The sequence below is a fragment of the Flagellimonas eckloniae genome, from assembly GCF_001413955.1.
GTDB lineage: Bacteria > Bacteroidota > Bacteroidia > Flavobacteriales > Flavobacteriaceae > Flagellimonas > Flagellimonas eckloniae.
This window is the reverse complement of record NZ_LCTZ01000002.1, coordinates 1,247,638-1,264,919: the sequence shown is the minus strand read 5'-3', so window position 1 is coordinate 1,264,919 and position 17,282 is coordinate 1,247,638. Positions and strand designations below refer to the sequence as shown.

11 protein-coding genes and 3 tRNA genes are annotated in these 17,282 nt (G+C 37.1%); 8 read left to right on the top strand and 6 right to left on the bottom strand.

The window, feature by feature from the left end:
* The gene (gene thrA, locus AAY42_RS05470; RefSeq protein WP_055393135.1) at window positions 1-2,445 is read right to left on the bottom strand and encodes a bifunctional aspartate kinase/homoserine dehydrogenase I; all 2,445 of its coding nucleotides are present in this window, start codon (window positions 2,443-2,445) and stop codon (window positions 1-3) included.
* Between the two features lie 249 nt (window positions 2,446-2,694).
* On the opposite strand from thrA, the gene AAY42_RS05465 reads away from it, so the two are divergent.
* Window positions 2,695-4,230 (top strand): bifunctional ADP-dependent NAD(P)H-hydrate dehydratase/NAD(P)H-hydrate epimerase, encoded by a 1,536-nt coding sequence (locus AAY42_RS05465; RefSeq protein WP_055393134.1) that lies wholly within the window; start codon window positions 2,695-2,697, stop codon window positions 4,228-4,230.
* Here AAY42_RS05465 and AAY42_RS05460 read toward each other — a convergent pair.
* Window positions 4,227-4,646, bottom strand: a complete 420-nt coding sequence (locus tag AAY42_RS05460) for a hypothetical protein (RefSeq protein ID WP_055393131.1) — start codon at window positions 4,644-4,646, stop codon at window positions 4,227-4,229. The genes AAY42_RS05465 and AAY42_RS05460 overlap by 4 nt on opposite strands.
* Window positions 4,647-4,809: 163 nt before the next feature.
* Window positions 4,810-7,362, bottom strand: a complete 2,553-nt coding sequence (locus AAY42_RS05455) for an ATP-dependent Clp protease ATP-binding subunit (protein ID WP_055393130.1) — start codon at window positions 7,360-7,362, stop codon at window positions 4,810-4,812.
* 262 nt (window positions 7,363-7,624) lie between these two features.
* Here AAY42_RS05455 and gyrA point away from each other — a divergent pair, with 262 nt between their 5' ends.
* Together gyrA and AAY42_RS05440 are read left to right on the top strand one after the other, a co-directional pair.
* Entirely contained in the window at window positions 7,625-10,156 is a 2,532-nt protein-coding gene (gyrA, locus tag AAY42_RS05445) for a DNA gyrase subunit A (RefSeq protein ID WP_055393126.1), read from the top strand.
* Window positions 10,157-10,190: 34 nt separating this feature from the next.
* Window positions 10,191-11,453: a tetratricopeptide repeat protein gene (locus AAY42_RS05440; protein ID WP_055393125.1), complete on the top strand. Its 1,263-nt coding sequence runs from the start codon at window positions 10,191-10,193 to the stop codon at window positions 11,451-11,453.
* 49 nt (window positions 11,454-11,502) lie between these two features.
* On the opposite strand, the gene AAY42_RS05435 is transcribed toward AAY42_RS05440, so the two are convergent.
* Both AAY42_RS05435 and AAY42_RS05430 read right to left on the bottom strand, forming a co-directional pair.
* Window positions 11,503-12,255, bottom strand: a complete 753-nt coding sequence (locus AAY42_RS05435; RefSeq protein ID WP_055393123.1) for a C40 family peptidase — start codon at window positions 12,253-12,255, stop codon at window positions 11,503-11,505.
* A gap of 22 nt (window positions 12,256-12,277) precedes the next feature.
* Window positions 12,278-13,453: an acetyl-CoA C-acyltransferase gene (locus tag AAY42_RS05430; protein ID WP_055393122.1), complete on the bottom strand. Its 1,176-nt coding sequence runs from the start codon at window positions 13,451-13,453 to the stop codon at window positions 12,278-12,280.
* Window positions 13,454-13,566: 113 nt separating this feature from the next.
* Between AAY42_RS05430 and AAY42_RS05425 the strand changes: the two genes are divergently transcribed.
* From AAY42_RS05425 to AAY42_RS05405, 5 genes are all read left to right on the top strand, one after another.
* A complete protein-coding gene (locus AAY42_RS05425; protein ID WP_055393120.1) occupies window positions 13,567-15,603 on the top strand; it encodes an HD family phosphohydrolase in 2,037 nt (678 codons plus the stop codon).
* Between the two features lie 106 nt (window positions 15,604-15,709).
* A tRNA-Ser gene (locus AAY42_RS05420) sits at window positions 15,710-15,793 on the top strand.
* Between the two features lie 34 nt (window positions 15,794-15,827).
* A tRNA-Pro gene (locus AAY42_RS05415) sits at window positions 15,828-15,902 on the top strand.
* A 42-nt stretch (window positions 15,903-15,944) separates the two neighbouring features.
* Window positions 15,945-16,018: transfer RNA gene (locus tag AAY42_RS05410), tRNA-Arg, on the top strand.
* 285 nt (window positions 16,019-16,303) lie between these two features.
* Window positions 16,304-16,846: a DinB family protein gene (locus AAY42_RS05405; protein WP_055393118.1), complete on the top strand. Its 543-nt coding sequence runs from the start codon at window positions 16,304-16,306 to the stop codon at window positions 16,844-16,846.
* Between the two features lie 60 nt (window positions 16,847-16,906).
* On the opposite strand, the gene AAY42_RS18550 is transcribed toward AAY42_RS05405, so the two are convergent.
* Complete coding sequence (locus tag AAY42_RS18550; RefSeq protein ID WP_055393117.1) at window positions 16,907-17,257, bottom strand: GIY-YIG nuclease family protein; 351 nt, start codon at window positions 17,255-17,257, stop codon at window positions 16,907-16,909.
* Between the last annotated feature and the right edge of the window lie 25 nt (window positions 17,258-17,282).

The window sequence follows — 17,282 nt, the reverse complement described above, 5'->3', positions numbered from 1 at the left end:
TTAAAAGTTTCCAATTCGTATAATATCTGCAAAGATACCAGAAGCCGTGACTTCTGCACCTGCACCTGCACCTTTAATGATCATAGGCTGATTGGGGTAGCGTTCCGTGTAAAAGAGTACAATATTGTCGCTGCCTTCAAGATTATAAAAATCATGGCCCTTCGGTATTTTTTGAAGCCCAACTTTGGCTTTTCCATTTTCAAACTGGGCAACATATTTGAGTTTGCTTTCAGCATCTTGAGCCTCTTTAAAAAGTTTTTGGAACGAGGATTCATGGTCTTTTAAAGATGTGAAAAATGCTTCGTTTGAATTGGTTTCCAAACTTTCTTTGGGGAGGAAGGATTCGTTTTCTATTTGTTCAATATCCAATTGATTTCCGCTCTCTCTAGCAAGAATAAGAATCTTTCGCATTACATCGATACCACTTAAATCAATTGTTGGGTCTGGTTCGGTATAGCCCTCTTCTTGCGCTTGTTTTACAACATCATGAAAAGTAACCGAATCATTGAAGTTATTGAACACAAAGTTCAGACTTCCGGATAAGACAGCTTGAATCTTATTAATTTTATCTCCAGAAGCGATAAGATGTTTAAGTGTATCTATAATGGGAAGGCCGGCACCTACGTTGGTCTCAAACAAGAATGGTGAATTGTATTGTTTTGCCAGTTTTTTAAGTTCTTGATAATAAGTGTAGTCCGAAGAACATGCAATTTTATTGCAAGTGACCACTGAAATGCTGTTTTTTAGATAATTGGGATAGCTTTGGGAAACTTCTTCACTAGCGGTATTATCTACAAATACACTATTTCGGTAATTGAGTGATTCAACGGTTTTAAAGAATACATCCTTGTCTGCTTTTTTACCATTGGCCAAAATGGTCTTCCAATCTTCAAGATCAATTCCATTTTCATTAAAAGCCATGGTTCTAGAATTACTAATTCCAATGACCCGTAGATTTAATTTGAGTTCTTCTTTTAGATATTTCCTTTGTTGTGCTATCTGATCAAGAAACTTTGCTCCAACATTACCCACTCCCATTACAAAAAGATTGAGTTGTTTTATGTTTTCCTCAAAAAATTCTTCGTGGAGCGAATTAAGTGCCTTTTTTACATCAGCCTTTTTAATAACCGCCGAAATATTACGCTCAGAAGCCCCTTGGGCAATGGCTCTTATGTTAACATTGTTTTTACCAAGCGTGCTGAACATTTTTCCGCTAAGCCCCTGGTGACTTTTCATATTGTCTCCTACCAAGGCTACAATGGCGAGGTCAGTTTCAACGATAACGGGCTTTATTTTGTTATTGGAAATTTCGTAAGCAAAAGCATCATTTATTGCCTTAACAGCTTTATCAACATCCTCATCAGAAATCCCAATACAAATAGAGTGTTCAGAAGATGCTTGCGTTATTAGTACAACACTGATATTTTCGAGTGACAATGTTTCAAAAAAACGTTTTGATATACCTGGAATACCAATCATACCAGGCCCTTCCAAAGAGAGTAAACTTATGTTGGCCACATGGCTTATTCCTCGGACCGTTTTGCCATTTCCATTGGTGTTTTTAGTGATATGGGTTCCAATGTCCTCTGGCTTAAAGGTATTTTTGATAATAATGGGAATCTCCTTGTTGAGCACAGGTTGTATTGTTGGAGGATAGAGTACTTTGGCTCCAAAATGTGACAGTTCCATAGCTTCTTCATAACTTATATGGGAAACGGATTTTGCCTGTTTTACCAATTTTGGATTAGCTGTGAACATACCACTAACATCTGTCCAAATTTCTAGAACATCGCCATTCTGCGAAGCTGCAATTATGGCGGCGGTATAATCTGAGCCTCCTCTTCCCAAGGTTGTGGTATCTCCTGAATTGCTTGATGCCACAAAACCCGGTAGTACTATTGTCTGATGTTGATTCGCTTTAAAATAATCATTGCAGAGTTGATTGGTTTTATTAAAATCAACATTAGCTTTCCCGTAAGCATTATCAGTAATAATTAGTTGTCTACTATCCTTGAATGTAGCATCCAAACCTTCGGATTTTAAAAATTCGCAGATAATAAATGAGGAAAGTAACTCTCCATAACTTACTATTTTGTCTGAAAGCTTTGGGGTAAGTTCTCCAATTGAAAAAGCTCCTTCCAGCAAGGTTTCCAAAACATTTAAATCACTTTTTACCTTGCTTAAAATAGCACTTTGGGATTTAACCGGGATAAGTTCCTTGATTGCTATAATATGTTGCTCTTCAATTTCACCAAGACCTTTTTTATAGGTAGTATCTTGATTTGAAGCAAGTTGAGAGGTTTTTAATAATAAATCTGTGATTCCACCAAATGCAGAAACAACCACAGCCACTTTTTTTTCACTTTGGTTTAGAAGAATTTTTTTAACTCGATTTATGTTTTCTGGATTGGCAACTGAAGTACCACCAAATTTTAAGACTTTCATGATAAATTATATTGTAAAATATTGGAATAGATTATAGACGGACGGAAATAATTAGCAGATTACCCCAAAGGGGTTGTTGTAGTCAAAGTGAAGATAGATGAAAAAGTATTCATCATAATTAAATTTATATCCGTTTGTTTAGATTGCATCGCACAATAATCGTTGGTAAAAGTAGTACTTTTAGATGCTTCTCCAAATAATTCTAAAATTTTTACGAAATATATACCAATAATCAATTTTTCTTATTGAATGAAAATATTTACCGCAAGTCAAATCTATGACGCTGATAAATTCACAATCTCAAAGCAACAAATTAAGAGTGATGATCTTATGGAAAGGGCAGCCACTGCACTTTTTAATTGGATACATTCCAGACTAAATGGCGCACAGGTCAATATTAAGTTGTTCTGTGGAATTGGCAACAATGGAGGCGATGGGATAGCTCTTGCCAGGCTTCTTCAAGAGCATGGGTATAGTATTTCTGTATTCGTTGTGAATTACAGTGAAAAGCGTTCAAAGGATTTTTTAATAAATCTGGACAGATTGAAAGATCGAAAATTATGGCCAGAGTTTTTAGACTCGGATTGTTCTTTTCCAGACATAAACCAAAACGATATAATAGTAGATGCCATTTTCGGAATAGGGTTGAACAGAAAATTGGATGACTGGGTTGGCAATTTAATCAAGCATATAAACGTTTCCAACGCCTTTGTACTTTCGGTAGACATTCCATCAGGTCTTCCAATGGATAGCAACCCTTCCGATTCTAGTTATGTTATACGCGCTAGTCATGTACTTAGTTTTCAAGTGCCAAAGCTTATATTCTTTCTTCCGGAGACCGGAATTTATCAAAATCAATGGGAAGTTTTAGATATTGGTCTGGACCCTGAATACCTGAATTCAACCAATACAGAGTATCAATTAATAGGTAAGAATGAAATACTCCCCTTGTATCGACCGCGGCTTAAATTCTCGCATAAGGGAAACTACGGACATGCGGTAATTATTGGTGGAAGTTATGGTAAAATTGGTGCGGTGCAGTTGGCTTGTAGTGCATGTTTATCAGTTGGCAGTGGTCTTGTAACGGCTTATGTGCCAGAATGTGGGTACAATGCGTTGCAGACAGCCTTACCGGAAGCAATGGTATTGACAGATGATGAAGATGATAGCATTACCAAAATAAATGTTCCCTTTGTTCCTTCAGTTTATGGGATTGGAATGGGAATGGGTACTGAAGAAAAGACCATAAAAGCATTTGGTACGTTTTTGAAAAATGTTGAATCTCCTTTGGTCATTGATGCGGACGGATTGAATATTTTGGCTAAACATCCAAGTCTGCTAAAAGATGTTCCTAAAGGTTCTGTTTTAACTCCTCACCCAAAAGAGTTGCAGCGTTTGATTGGCGAATGGGAAGACGATTTTGATAAGCTTAACAAAGCAAAAGACTTTTCCGTAAAGAACAACTGTATTTTGGTTATCAAGGGAGCACATAGTATTGTTATTCATGCTGAAAAAGGGTACATAAACAATACAGGTAACCCAGGCATGGCAACCGCTGGTAGCGGTGATGTGCTTACGGGTATGATTACTGGATTGATTTCTCAAGGATACTCTCCATTAAATGCAGCCATTTTTGGAGTATACTTACATGGTATGGCAGGTGATGTCGGTGTTATGGATTTTGGTTACGAAGCTTTAAAAGCTACAGAAATAATTAATAATATTGGAAAAGCGTATATTGAACTACTGCGACCCCCAAAACCTGAAAATGTAAAAGAGGTTTAGACCTTGCCTTTACTTTTATTTTTTTTCAATCTTTTCTTTACCCAAGCAAGAGCATTGTCATATTCAATGAAGAACTCCATATTCTTCTTGTAGAAAAGCTTTTCAATTTTAAAATTGTGCATATCTATTTCCTTCTTGGAAACGATGGCAAAGGCTTTTAAATTCTCCAATCCCCTTAAGTAATTGTAGATGGTTGGATCTACGGCGTAGGAGTGCTTTCGGAGGCTTATATAGCCAAAATCTTTATCTCTAAAATGTATCTCTGAAATTCCAATAATCTGATAGGCTCTCTCAAGTGTAACCGTTGCGCCTTCATCAAAGGTTGAAATCATGTAATTGTCAAAAACCTGAACACTTCCTATATCTAATAGGTATTCACGTACAACAATAGCTTTCTTAGTAGAAGCAATTTTCATTCTTCAAATAATTATAGTGTCTCTCATTACGAAAGTATGGGGAATGGTGTTGGGGCGAAACTTTTTTAGATTAAACGTGATAAATATCGTGTGTATGGTATTTTATATTAGGTCCAATAAAAAAGCCGGCAGTTTAGCCGGCTTCTTTTTTATATTTACTTGGCTAATCTGCCTTTGGTGTTTTCTCAGGTTTTTTAATGGTAATGGTGAGTTCTTCTTTCTTTTCATCCAAATCCATAAAAATACTGTCGCCTTCTCCTAATTTAGAATTAACAATCTCTTCAGCAAGTGCATCTTCAATATATTTTTGAATTGCTCTCTTTAAAGGTCTTGCACCGTATTGTTTATCAAATCCTTTCTCAGCTATATAATCCTTGGCCTTTTTAGTAAGGTTAAGGTCGTATCCAATATCTTTAATTCTATTGAATAACTTATCAAGCTCAATATCAATGATTTTATGAATATCCTTACGCTCCAATGCGTTAAAGACAACCACATCATCAATTCTGTTTAAGAACTCAGGGGCAAATGCTTTTTTCAAGGCATTCTCAATAACACTTTTCTGATGCGAATCAGCCTGCGCTTTTTTGGCAGCAGTACCAAAACCAACACCTTGTCCAAAATCCTTTAATTGACGTGCTCCAATATTGGAAGTCATTATGATTATGGTATTTCTAAAATCAATTTTGCGACCAAGGCTATCGGTAAGAAAACCATCATCCAAAACCTGTAACAGCATATTGAATACGTCAGGATGTGCTTTTTCTACTTCATCCAACAATATTACTGAATAGGGTTTGCGACGTACTTTTTCCGTTAGCTGCCCACCTTCTTCATAACCAACGTATCCTGGAGGAGCTCCGACCAACCTTGAAATAGCGAATTTTTCCATGTATTCACTCATATCAATACGGATAAGAGCATCTTCAGAATCAAAAAGTTCTTTTGCTAGAATCTTTGCCAACTGCGTTTTACCTACTCCTGTTTGTCCCAAGAAAATAAACGAGCCAATGGGTTTATTTGGGTCTTTAAGACCTGCTCGATTTCTTTGTATGGCTTTGGCAACCTTTGCAACGGCTTCATCTTGACCAATTACAAATCCTTTTATAAGGTTAGGAAGTTCTGCAAGTTTATTGCTTTCTGTTTGCGCTATTCTGTTTACTGGAATTCCGCTCATCATGGAAACCACATCAGCAACGTTATCTTCGGAAACTGTTTCTCTATGTAACTTGCTTTCTTCTTCCCATCGCTCTTGGGCAGAGGCCAATTCTTTTTCCAAACGTTTTTCGTCATCGCGAAGCTTTGCAGCCTCTTCATACTTTTGTTTTTTGACAACACTATTTTTCAGTTCCCGAACATCATCCAACTGATTTTCCAATTCCAATATTTGCTGGGGAACATCCATATTCACAATATGAACACGGGAACCTGCTTCATCCAAGGCATCAATAGCTTTGTCTGGTAAAAAACGATCTGTCATGTACCTGTTTGTCAACTTAACACAGGCAAGAATAGCTTCGTCCGTATAATTTACATTGTGATGGTCTTCATATTTCCCTTTGATGTTCATCAAAATTTCAATGGTTTCCTCAACTGTGGTTGGTTCAACCATCACTTTTTGAAAACGACGTTCCAAGGCCCCATCTTTTTCTATGTACTGTCTATATTCGTCAAGTGTTGTTGCTCCTATACATTGAATTTCACCTCTTGCAAGTGCAGGTTTAAACATATTGGAGGCATCTAAACTACCTGTTGCCCCACCAGCACCAACAATGGTATGAATCTCGTCAATAAACAAAATGATATCATCATTCTTTTCCAATTCATTCATTACCGCCTTCATACGTTCCTCAAACTGTCCGCGATATTTGGTTCCTGCCACCAAAGAAGCAAGGTCTAAAGTGACGACTCGTTTGTTATAAAGAATTCTTGAAACCTTTTTGTTGATGATTCTAAGAGCCAAACCTTCTGCAATGGCACTTTTACCAACCCCAGGTTCGCCAATAAGTAGCGGATTGTTTTTCTTTCTTCTACTTAATATTTGGGATACCCGTTCAATCTCTTTTTCCCTTCCAACAACGGGGTCCAGTTTATTTTCCTCGGCCAGTTTGGTCAAATCACGACCAAAGTTGTCCAAGACAGGTGTTTTGGACTTTTTTGTTCCTTTTTGGGAAGAGCTCGATCCAAAAGTACTTTCCTTAGAATCCCCAGTATCATCTGAGTCACTCGGGAAAGATTCGGCTTGTGGAGCATCTAAATAATCATCATCGCTTGTAATCATAGATTTAAATTGCTCTTTAACATTGTCGTAATCAACTTTAAGCTTATGCAATAACTTTGTGGTTGGGTCATTTTCATTTCTCAGAATACAAAGTAGCAGATGTGCTGTGTTAATAGAAGAGCTTTGAAATAGCTTAGCTTCTAAAAAAGTAGTTTTAAGAGCCCTTTCAGCCTGTCGTGTTAGGTGAAGGTTCTTTTTGTCTTTTTGAATTGTTCCTGTATTTGGATTTGCCGGGCTTAGAATCTCGACCTTTCTTCTTAAGTGATCTAAATCTACATCCAAAGCATCTAAAATGTTAATGGCTTTACCATTACCATCTCTTAAAAGACCTAGCATTAAATGTTCCGTTCCAATAAAATCATGCCCCAATCGAAGGGCTTCTTCCTTGCTATATGCTATTACGTCTTTTACTCTTGGGGAAAAATTATCGTCCATACACTTCCTTTTCAGCAATTAAAATTAATAAAAGTATCCTTACCGTGGTCAAATACCATACCCATATTCGATAAAGTTGTTGTAAATGTCGAGATAAAGGGAACTTTTTATCAAGTTTAACAAAGCTTTATTACGATAATTATGATTGAAAGTAATGCTGTTGATAATTTTTTTAATAAAGTAATTTCTATCTGCTTTGGAAGGTGTGATTTTGCGTATATTGGCATGATATTTTAACCACAAAAAGCATTAAGATTTTAGCATGGCGGAAGGAGAAAAGTTAATTCCTATCAATATTGAAGATGAGATGAAATCTGCCTACATTGACTATTCAATGTCGGTCATTGTGTCACGTGCACTGCCAGATGTACGAGATGGACTTAAACCTGTACACAGAAGGGTATTATACGGAATGCACGAATTAGGTGTCAGATCCAATAGTGCACACAAGAAATCAGCCCGTATTGTTGGTGAGGTTTTGGGTAAGTACCACCCGCACGGAGATACCTCGGTCTATGATTCAATGGTACGTATGGCACAGGAATGGAGTTTGCGGTATATGCTTGTTGATGGGCAAGGAAACTTTGGTTCTGTTGACGGGGATAGCCCAGCGGCAATGCGTTACACTGAAGCAAGAATGCGGAAAATCGCGGATGATATGCTTGCGGACATCGATAAAGATACCGTAGATCATCAGCTGAATTTTGATGATTCCTTAAAAGAGCCCACGGTACTTCCAGCCAGAATTCCTAATCTATTAGTGAATGGAGCTTCTGGTATTGCTGTTGGTATGGCAACAAACATGCCCCCGCACAATCTCTCAGAAGTTGTTGATGGTACAATTGCCTACATAGAAAATAGTGATATTGAAATAGATGAGCTGATATCCCATATAAAAGCTCCCGACTTTCCAACTGGAGGGATTATTTATGGATATGATGGGGTAAAGGAAGCTTTTCATACGGGAAGAGGGCGTGTGGTAATGCGCGCTAAAGCTACTTTTGAAGAAGTTCAGGGCAGGGAATGTATCATTGTCACCGAGATTCCATATCAGGTCAATAAGGCGGACATGATCAAAAAGACGGCTGACCTTGTCAATGATAAAAAAATAGAAGGAATTTCTACTATTCGGGATGAGTCGGATAGAAAGGGAATGCGAATCGTATACATTTTAAAACGAGATGCAATTCCTAATATAGTGCTGAACATGTTATACAAGTATACGGCACTACAATCATCTTTCAGTGTAAATAATATTGCACTTGTTAAAGGAAGACCAAAGTTACTCAACCTAAAGGAGATCATTCATCACTTTGTGGAGCATAGACATGAAGTGGTGGTTCGTAGAACTAAATTTGAACTTAAAAAAGCAGAAGACCGAGCCCACATACTTGAAGGACTTATTATTGCTTCGGATAATATTGACGAAGTAATTGCGATAATACGAGGATCATCTAATGTAGATGAAGCCCGAAGCAGTTTGATGGAGCGCTTCAAGCTTACGGAAATTCAAGCCAAAGCTATCGTAGAAATGCGACTAAGACAGCTTACTGGACTTGAACAGGATAAGTTACGCGAGGAGTACGATGCACTTTTGAAGACCATAGAAGATTTAAAGGACATCCTGGACAAAAAAGACCGCAGAATGCAAATCATTAAAGATGAATTGCAGGAGGTAAAGGATAAGTATGGAGATGAAAGAAGATCGGAAATAAACTTTGCAGGCGGAGACTTGAGCATTGAGGATATGATTCCCGATGAACAGGTGGTCATTACCATTTCGCATGCTGGTTATATCAAAAGAACACCCTTAACGGAATATAAGACACAGAATAGGGGTGGGGTAGGCCAAAAAGCTTCTTCAACCCGAAATGAAGATTTCTTGGAACACTTATTTGTTGGGACCAACCATCAATATATGTTGTTCTTTACCCAAAAAGGGAAGTGTTTTTGGATGCGCGTATACGAAATACCGGAAGGAAGCAGAACTTCCAAAGGAAGAGCCATTCAAAATCTTATCAATATTGACCAACAGGACAAGGTTAAAGCCTTTATTTGTACACAAGATTTAAAGGACGAAGACTATGTTAATGGCCACTATGTAATTATGGCCACGAAGAAAGGAACTGTTAAAAAGACCTCTTTGGAACAATATTCCAGACCACGTCAAAATGGTATTAATGCCATTACGATTAAGGATGATGATGAACTTCTTGAAGCTAAACTTACAACAGGAACAAGTCAAATATTCTTAGGGTTAAAGTCTGGTAAGGCTATTCGTTTTGAGGAAGGAAAGACTAGACCCATGGGTAGAAATGCTTCTGGTGTTCGAGGAATTAGACTTGCCAATGATGATGATGAGGTTATAGGAATGGTATCCGTACATAATTTTGAGGATAATATTTTGGTAGTGTCCGAAAATGGATACGGAAAACGTTCAACTATTGATGATTACAGAGTAACCAATAGAGGAGGTAAAGGAGTCAAGACAATTTCTATTACCGATAAAACAGGTGGACTTGTGGCAATTAAAAGCGTTTCAGATACTGATGATCTAATGATTATTAACAAATCTGGAATTGCAATTAGAATGAGTATTGAAGATTTAAGGGTTATGGGAAGAGCTACCCAAGGGGTACGTCTCATTAACTTAAAGGACAACGATTCCATTGCTGCCGTGGCCAAAGTAATGAAGGATGATGACGCTGTTGATGAAGTCGATATCCTTGATATTGAGGTAAATGGAGAAGATGGCACAGCAATTGATAATAATTCAGATGAAATAAAAGAATAATCAATAAACACTAATTATTATAATTATATTAAAAATGAAGACTAGAGTTTTAATACTATTGGCTATAGGGATTTCCGCTATAGGGTTTTCCCAAAAGAATGAGATCAAAGCAGCTGAAAAAGCATTTAAAGTTGGTGATGCAGCCAGTGCCAAAACAGCATTAGATGGTGCTGCATCGTTAATTGATGCTGCTGATGCAAAGACACAAGTTCAATATTATGCCCTTAAGGGAAATGTGTATTCGGATTTGGCAAAAAAGGGAGATGGAGCAGCATTTCAACCAGCTATTGATGCATTCAATAAGGTAATCTCCATGGAAGAAGCAAGTGGAAAAGCAAAGTATACGTCCGTTGCCAAACAGAAATTATCTCAAATGACAGCGGATTTGGTAAATGCTGCTGTTGATGATAACAGTAATCAAAAATTTGAGGAGGCTTCTGAAAAGTTGTACATGGGTTATAAATTGAGTCCTTCAGACACTACATATCTGTATTATGCAGCTAGTAGTGCTGTAAATGGAAAAATATATGAAAAAGCGCTGGTTTATTACAATGAGCTTAAAGATCTTGGATATGACGGTAGAGCAATTACATATACAGCGGTAAATATAGAGTCTGGAGAAGTAGAGACAATGGATCAGGCAACTAGAGACCTCTATATCAAAGCGGGGACACATAAAGATCCAAAAGAAGAAGAATCACCTTCAAAGACAGCTGAAATTGTAAAGAATATTGCGCTGATATATCAGCAATTAGGAGACAATGAAAAGGCATTGGATGCATACAAAGATGCGAGAGGGGCGAATCCTGATGATGTAAATCTTGTTTTGGGTGAGGCTAATTTATACTACACCATGGGTGATAAAGATAAGTTCAAAGAGTTAATGGCTGTAGCATCTGAAATGGCCCCTGATAACGCTGATTTACTTTACAATATAGGTGTAATCAACATGGAACAAGGAAATATTGAAGAAGCAAGAGATGCCTACAATAAAGCTTTGGCTGTAGATCCCGGTTATATAAATGCATTATTGAACCTTTCCACTACATACGTAAATGAGGGTAATTCCCTTATTGATGACATGAATTCTTTAGGAAATTCTAGAGCTGATATTGCCAAATACGAAGAATTTAAACAGAAAAAAGATGATTTGTTTTTGGAAGGAGCTAGAATATTGGAGGATGCACTTAAAACAAACCCTGATAATCAAGGTGTTTTATCTCAGCTAAAGAACATTTATGGAGCTTTGGGAGATAATGACAATTTTATGAGGATTAAAAAATTGTTGGGAGAATAAAAGTTTTCCACCAAAAAAAAGAGCCGTAAAATATTTGCGGCTCTTTTTTTTATATAACTTTTTTGATCACCCTAAGCTTATGGGTATACTGTTTTTCGTGGGCATTGAAAATTCCTGTGTGGTCCAAACGATCAATACGAACATGACCATGGGCGTGGATGATATAGTTATCCTTTAAAATGATACCGACATGGTCTATAATTCCCTCGTTATTATCAAAAAAAGCTAAGTCTCCCGGTTCACTTTCTTCAATAAAACTTAAAGCTTCGCCCTGTTTTGACTGTTGTTCCGCTTCACGTTTTAAGGAGTATCCATTTATTTTATAAACCATTTGTGTAAAACCAGAACAATCAATACCAAAAGGGGTTTTTCCACCCCATAAATAAGGAGTATTCACATAAAGAAGTGCCGTATTTATCAAGTTGGATTTAGAATTTTCATTGGGAGTAACATCGCCTTCAAAAGTATGTTCTAGAATTCGTGAACCATCAATTGATGACCCTAAAACAATGGGAATAAGAAGGCTATTGCTAGAGCTTATATGCGAAATTATATCAGCAGAGAATTGAGGTTTTTCTTGTTTCTCCAATTGATGGTATTCATCCTCCGTAATAAAAGTAAATTGTTTATTGGAAACCCAACCTTCATATCCATCAAAAGCAACTCTAATCCTGCTCCACCTTTTTCTACTTTCCAATATTTTAAAATGCTCTCCGTACAGCAATTGAGAGGTCATTTCATCAACATCATCTGGAAGTATTCGTATAGGAACTATGCTAAGGTGGCAAATACCATACTGCATTTACTTGTGGGCTTGAGTGTGATTAAATCCTTTCTAAAACTATTGCAGAAGCACCTCCACCACCATTACAGATTGCCGCAGCACCTAGTTTGGCATTATTTTGTTCAAGAACATTGAGCAAGGTAATTGTGATTCTAGCTCCCGAACAACCTAAAGGATGCCCAAGAGAAACCGCTCCACCATTTACATTCACATTGGAGTCCTCCAATCCTAAAAGTTTCATATTGGCAAGACCAACTACAGAAAAAGCTTCATTAAATTCAAAAAAATCAATGTCTTTTATTGAGACCCCAGCTCTGTCCAGGGCTTTGGGTAATGCCTTTGCTGGGGCAGTTGTAAACCATTCCGGTTCATGGGCGGCATCCGCATATCCTTTTATTTTGGCCAAAGGAGTAAGATTTAGTTCAGCTGCTTTATCAGAGCTCATTAATACAACTGCGGCAGCACCATCATTTATTGTGGATGCATTGGCCGCGGTAACGGTTCCATCTTTGGTAAAAGCCGGCCTCAATGCTGGAATTTTTTCCATTTTCACATTTTTGAACTCCTCATCCTCACCAACAATGATGGGTTCTCCTCTTCTTTGGGGAACTTCTACAGGAACAACTTCATTTTTAAATTTTCCAGCTTTCCATGCTTCAGCTGATCTTTGGTAAGATTGTATTGCAAATGCGTCCTGATCCTCTCTGCTAAACTTATGCTCCGTTGCACAGGCATCTGCACATACACCCATGGCATTCTGATCATAAACATCGACCAAGCCATCTTTTTGCATTCCATCCACCAATGTTGCTGGGCCAAATTTTAAACCATTTCGCATATATGCGTAATGTGGAATAAGACTCATATTTTCCATACCTCCGGCTACTACTATTGAATTTTCACCCAATGCAATGGATTGTGCGGCTTGCATTATTGATTTCATTCCAGATGCGCATACCTTGTTTATAGTTGTGCAGGGCACGGTATCGGGTATTCCAGCATAAATAGCAGCTTGTCTTGCAGGTGCCTGTCCAGTTCCGGCCTGTACAACATTTCCCATCAAAACTTCCTCTACCAATTCAGGCTTTAACCCTATTTTTTCCATTGCCGCTTTAATTGCCACAGAGCCCAATTTAGGAGCAGGTACAGTGGATAGCGCACCCATAAAACTTCCTATTGGCGTTCTGGTAGCGGAAACGATTACTACTTCATTCATATACACATTTTTACTGTTGCGAAAATACTAAATTTTAATGCAAAGCCATGACAGAGAATAGGTGGGATGCTTGTTATTTATATTTTCTATTTTTGATGCATATCTTACATAGAATGGGAAAGACTTTGGACAATGTTTACAAACATCAATCACTTGCCTACAAGTATTTTCTCTATTTCGTTTCAGTAGGGTTGATCGTATTCTTTTTTCCAAAGGGAGGTAAGTTCAAATATGAATTTCAAAAAGGGAAGCCCTGGCAGTATGAGAATTTATATGCTCCCATTGATTTTTCAATAAAAAAGACGGAAGATGAGATTGCGAACGAAAAGCAATCGCTTTCAGACAATAAAATTGACTACTACACATTTGATGCCTCGATACAAGAAAAAGCCAAGGCAACCATCCAAAAAGAACTGAAGGCCTTTTTTGGACAAAGTAATTATTCAGCTTCACAACAAAATGAAGTATTGAATATAGGCTTGGAAGTGATAGATAGTATTTATGCCCTGGGGGTATTTCAAAATAAACCCACAACGAGTTCCATATTATTGATTAAAAATAATGAAGCAAGACCTTTGGGCTCTGGAAACTATATCGATTTGCCCAAAGCCAAAAAGGAGATTTCAAATATTTTATCCCAAAGCAATATCCCAGCAAAGGAAATTTTGAGGACTACATTATTTAAGGCAGTTGAAGCCAATGTATTTTATGATGAGGCAATTACGGAGAAGGCATTGGAAGAAGAACTATCCAAAATTTCTTTTACGAGGGGAGATGTTTCAGAAGGTCGGTTTATAATCGCCAAAGGAGAAGTGGTTGAGGCCGAAAATTTTAAAATATTGAATTCCCTTAAAGAAGAATACGAGTCAGAACTGTGGGGTGGAAACAACTATTACTATATCATTTTGGGATACACCATTTTGGTTGCTTTGGTTCTAGTAATGCTTTTCCTGTTTTTAAAGAGATATCGAAGCGAAATATTTAAAAATAACAATAAGGTCACCTTTATTTTTGTAAACATTTTATTAATGGTTTTTGCAACCACATTAATGGTGAAAAACAATGATAGTTATGTGTATGTTGTACCTTTATGTATTCTTCCATTAATATTAAAAAACTTTTTTGATGCCAGACTTGGTTTGTTTGTGCATGTTTTAACGGTACTTATTTTGGGTTTTGTAGTGCCCAATAGCTTCGAATATATTTTTCTACAGATCATTGCGGGCATTGTTACCATACTAACGGCTTCGGAGCTTTATAAGCGAGCCAACCTTTTCATTTCAGTAGGGCAGATTACCTTGATTTATATCATTGGGTATTTTGCTTTTCATATAATTCATGAGGGAAATTTTGAAAGTATCGAATGGGTATTGTTCGGGGTTTTTATATTAAATGGACTTTTAACTCTTTTTGCCCAACCCTTGATCTACATCTATGAAAAAATATTCGGATTGGTATCCGATGTTTCCTTGTTGGAACTTTCAGATACGAACTCTAAATTATTAAAGGAGCTTTCGGATAAGGCACCAGGAACGTTTCACCATTCTTTGCAAGTGGCTAACTTAGCCGAGGCAGCTGCCAACGAAATTGGAGCAAATGCCATGTTGGTAAGGGTTGGGGCACTGTATCATGATATTGGAAAAATGAACAATCCAACTTTTTTCACAGAAAATCAAATAACCAGTGTAAATCCGCATGATGATTTGCCACCAAAAGAAAGCGCGAAAATTATAATAGACCATGTAATAGAAGGGATTGAAATAGCGCGCAAGAATAAATTGCCTGATAGAATAATTGACTTTTTGCGTACTCATCATGGTACAACAACAGTTTTCTATTTTTACAAAAAGCAACAGGGCATAGAGGAAAATGTAGATCAAAAAGCCTTTCAATACCCTGGCCCTATACCTTTTTCCAAAGAAACTGCAATCTTAATGATGTCAGATGCTGTTGAAGCTGCTTCCAAAAGTTTAAAGAACCCAACCTATTTGATTATTGATGAGTTTGTGGAAAAGATTATTAGGGGGCAGATGCAGGCCAATCAATTTTTAAATGCAAACATTACATTGAAAGAAATAGAAGTAATCAAAAAGGTATTGAAACAAAAATTGACCAATATATATCACCTGAGAGTTGAGTATCCGGAGTAATGAAATTTTTGATTTAAAAAAGTAAAAAAATAGTTGCGAACTTACATATGAAAGGGTATTTTTGCATCCGCGTTTTGCGCAGGTTCTTATACAAAGAAAGACTAAAGGAGAGGTGCCGGAGTGGTAACGGAGCAGATTGCTAATCTGTCGACGCGTAAGTGTCGCATGGGTTCGAGTCCCATTCTCTCCGCAATTTTCTTTTAAAAATAAAAGATAACTTTTTTCGGGGTGTAGCGTAGCCCGGTTATCGCGCCGCGTTTGGGACGCGGAGGTCGCAGGTTCGAATCCTGCCACCCCGACAAAAACCGAATCGGAAGATTCGGTTTTTTTATTTACTTACTGGTCGCATAGCTCAGCTGGATAGAGCATCTGCCTTCTAAGCAGACGGTCGCAGGTTCGAATCCTGCTGCGATCACTATTTTAAAACCTCAGTTCTACTGGGGTTTTTTCGTTTTTAAACTTTTTGCGATGTTTTTATTATGGTTTAAGCTCTTTGAATAGGAATTTATACGGAATTATTTCCTACCAAATACGCGTTTATTTGAACTATTGATTTTCATTTTGAGGGTAGAAATTATTTTTGCAGTTTAACTGTGATATTAATGTATGAGGTGCTAGTACCAAAATCAGACCCATAAATCTACTGAACAGACATCTTTTTCCGTTTATTTAATATTTCTAATATTTAAAGTAATTGATTATGAGGCAAATTTTATTACTTTTTATAATTATGGTTTTCTGCGCGTTTAAGGCACCTCTTACAGCTCAGCGGAATGATTTTATCAAAGAATATTTGGAGCGATTTGAAAATTCTAAGAAGTATCTCATTAAAGTGGCAGATGCAATGCCAGAGGATAAATATAATTTTAGGCCCACGCAAGAATCGCTAAGCTTTGCTGAAAATTTATTGCATATTGGGTATGCAATGGATTGGCATACTCAGTCATTATTAGGCGGAAGAGAATCTAGGGATTGGAATACGGATACAAGGTATAAAGTTGCCAGTAAATCTAAAAAGGAAATAATTAAGGTAGTTGATAAGACATTTCATGAAACCATTAGTTTTATCAAACAATTTGACATTACTGAATTCGATGAGAAGTTGGATTATTTTGGTTTAAACAGAACAAAGAGGCAGATATTACTATTGCTCGCTAATCATATTACCCATCACAGAGGTCAAATTCTCGTATATCTAAGATTAAATCAATTGGTACCGCCTAGATATGTCCTTTTTCAATAGTCGTTTAATTATACTTTTTAATTTTATCCTATTCAGAATAGCTTCTTACGTTAGTTTATATCAATTGAACCATACTGCATATCGCTGTCTTCTTAATTCTAAAGCTAACTTTTCTTCCATTTTAAGGGCTTCTGATCTTGTTGACATAGAATCTATATGGTTGTAAAGGCTGGGTCTTAGATACATGCCATACTTTTGAACGATATTTGACGAAAGTTTATGACCTTTTTTATTTATGTGGCCAGACTTATGCTGTTCAAATCGTTCTCTCGGAGTCTTACTTGTCATACCAACATAAAGGCACTGTAATACTCCATTGAATTGTGGATTTGCGGCTCGGAACTTTGTACTCTCCGTAAATACCTTTTTCGATAACTCTATAACGTAAACTCGATATTGTCTTTGAGGCATTCCTTAATTTGAACTTTTGATTCAA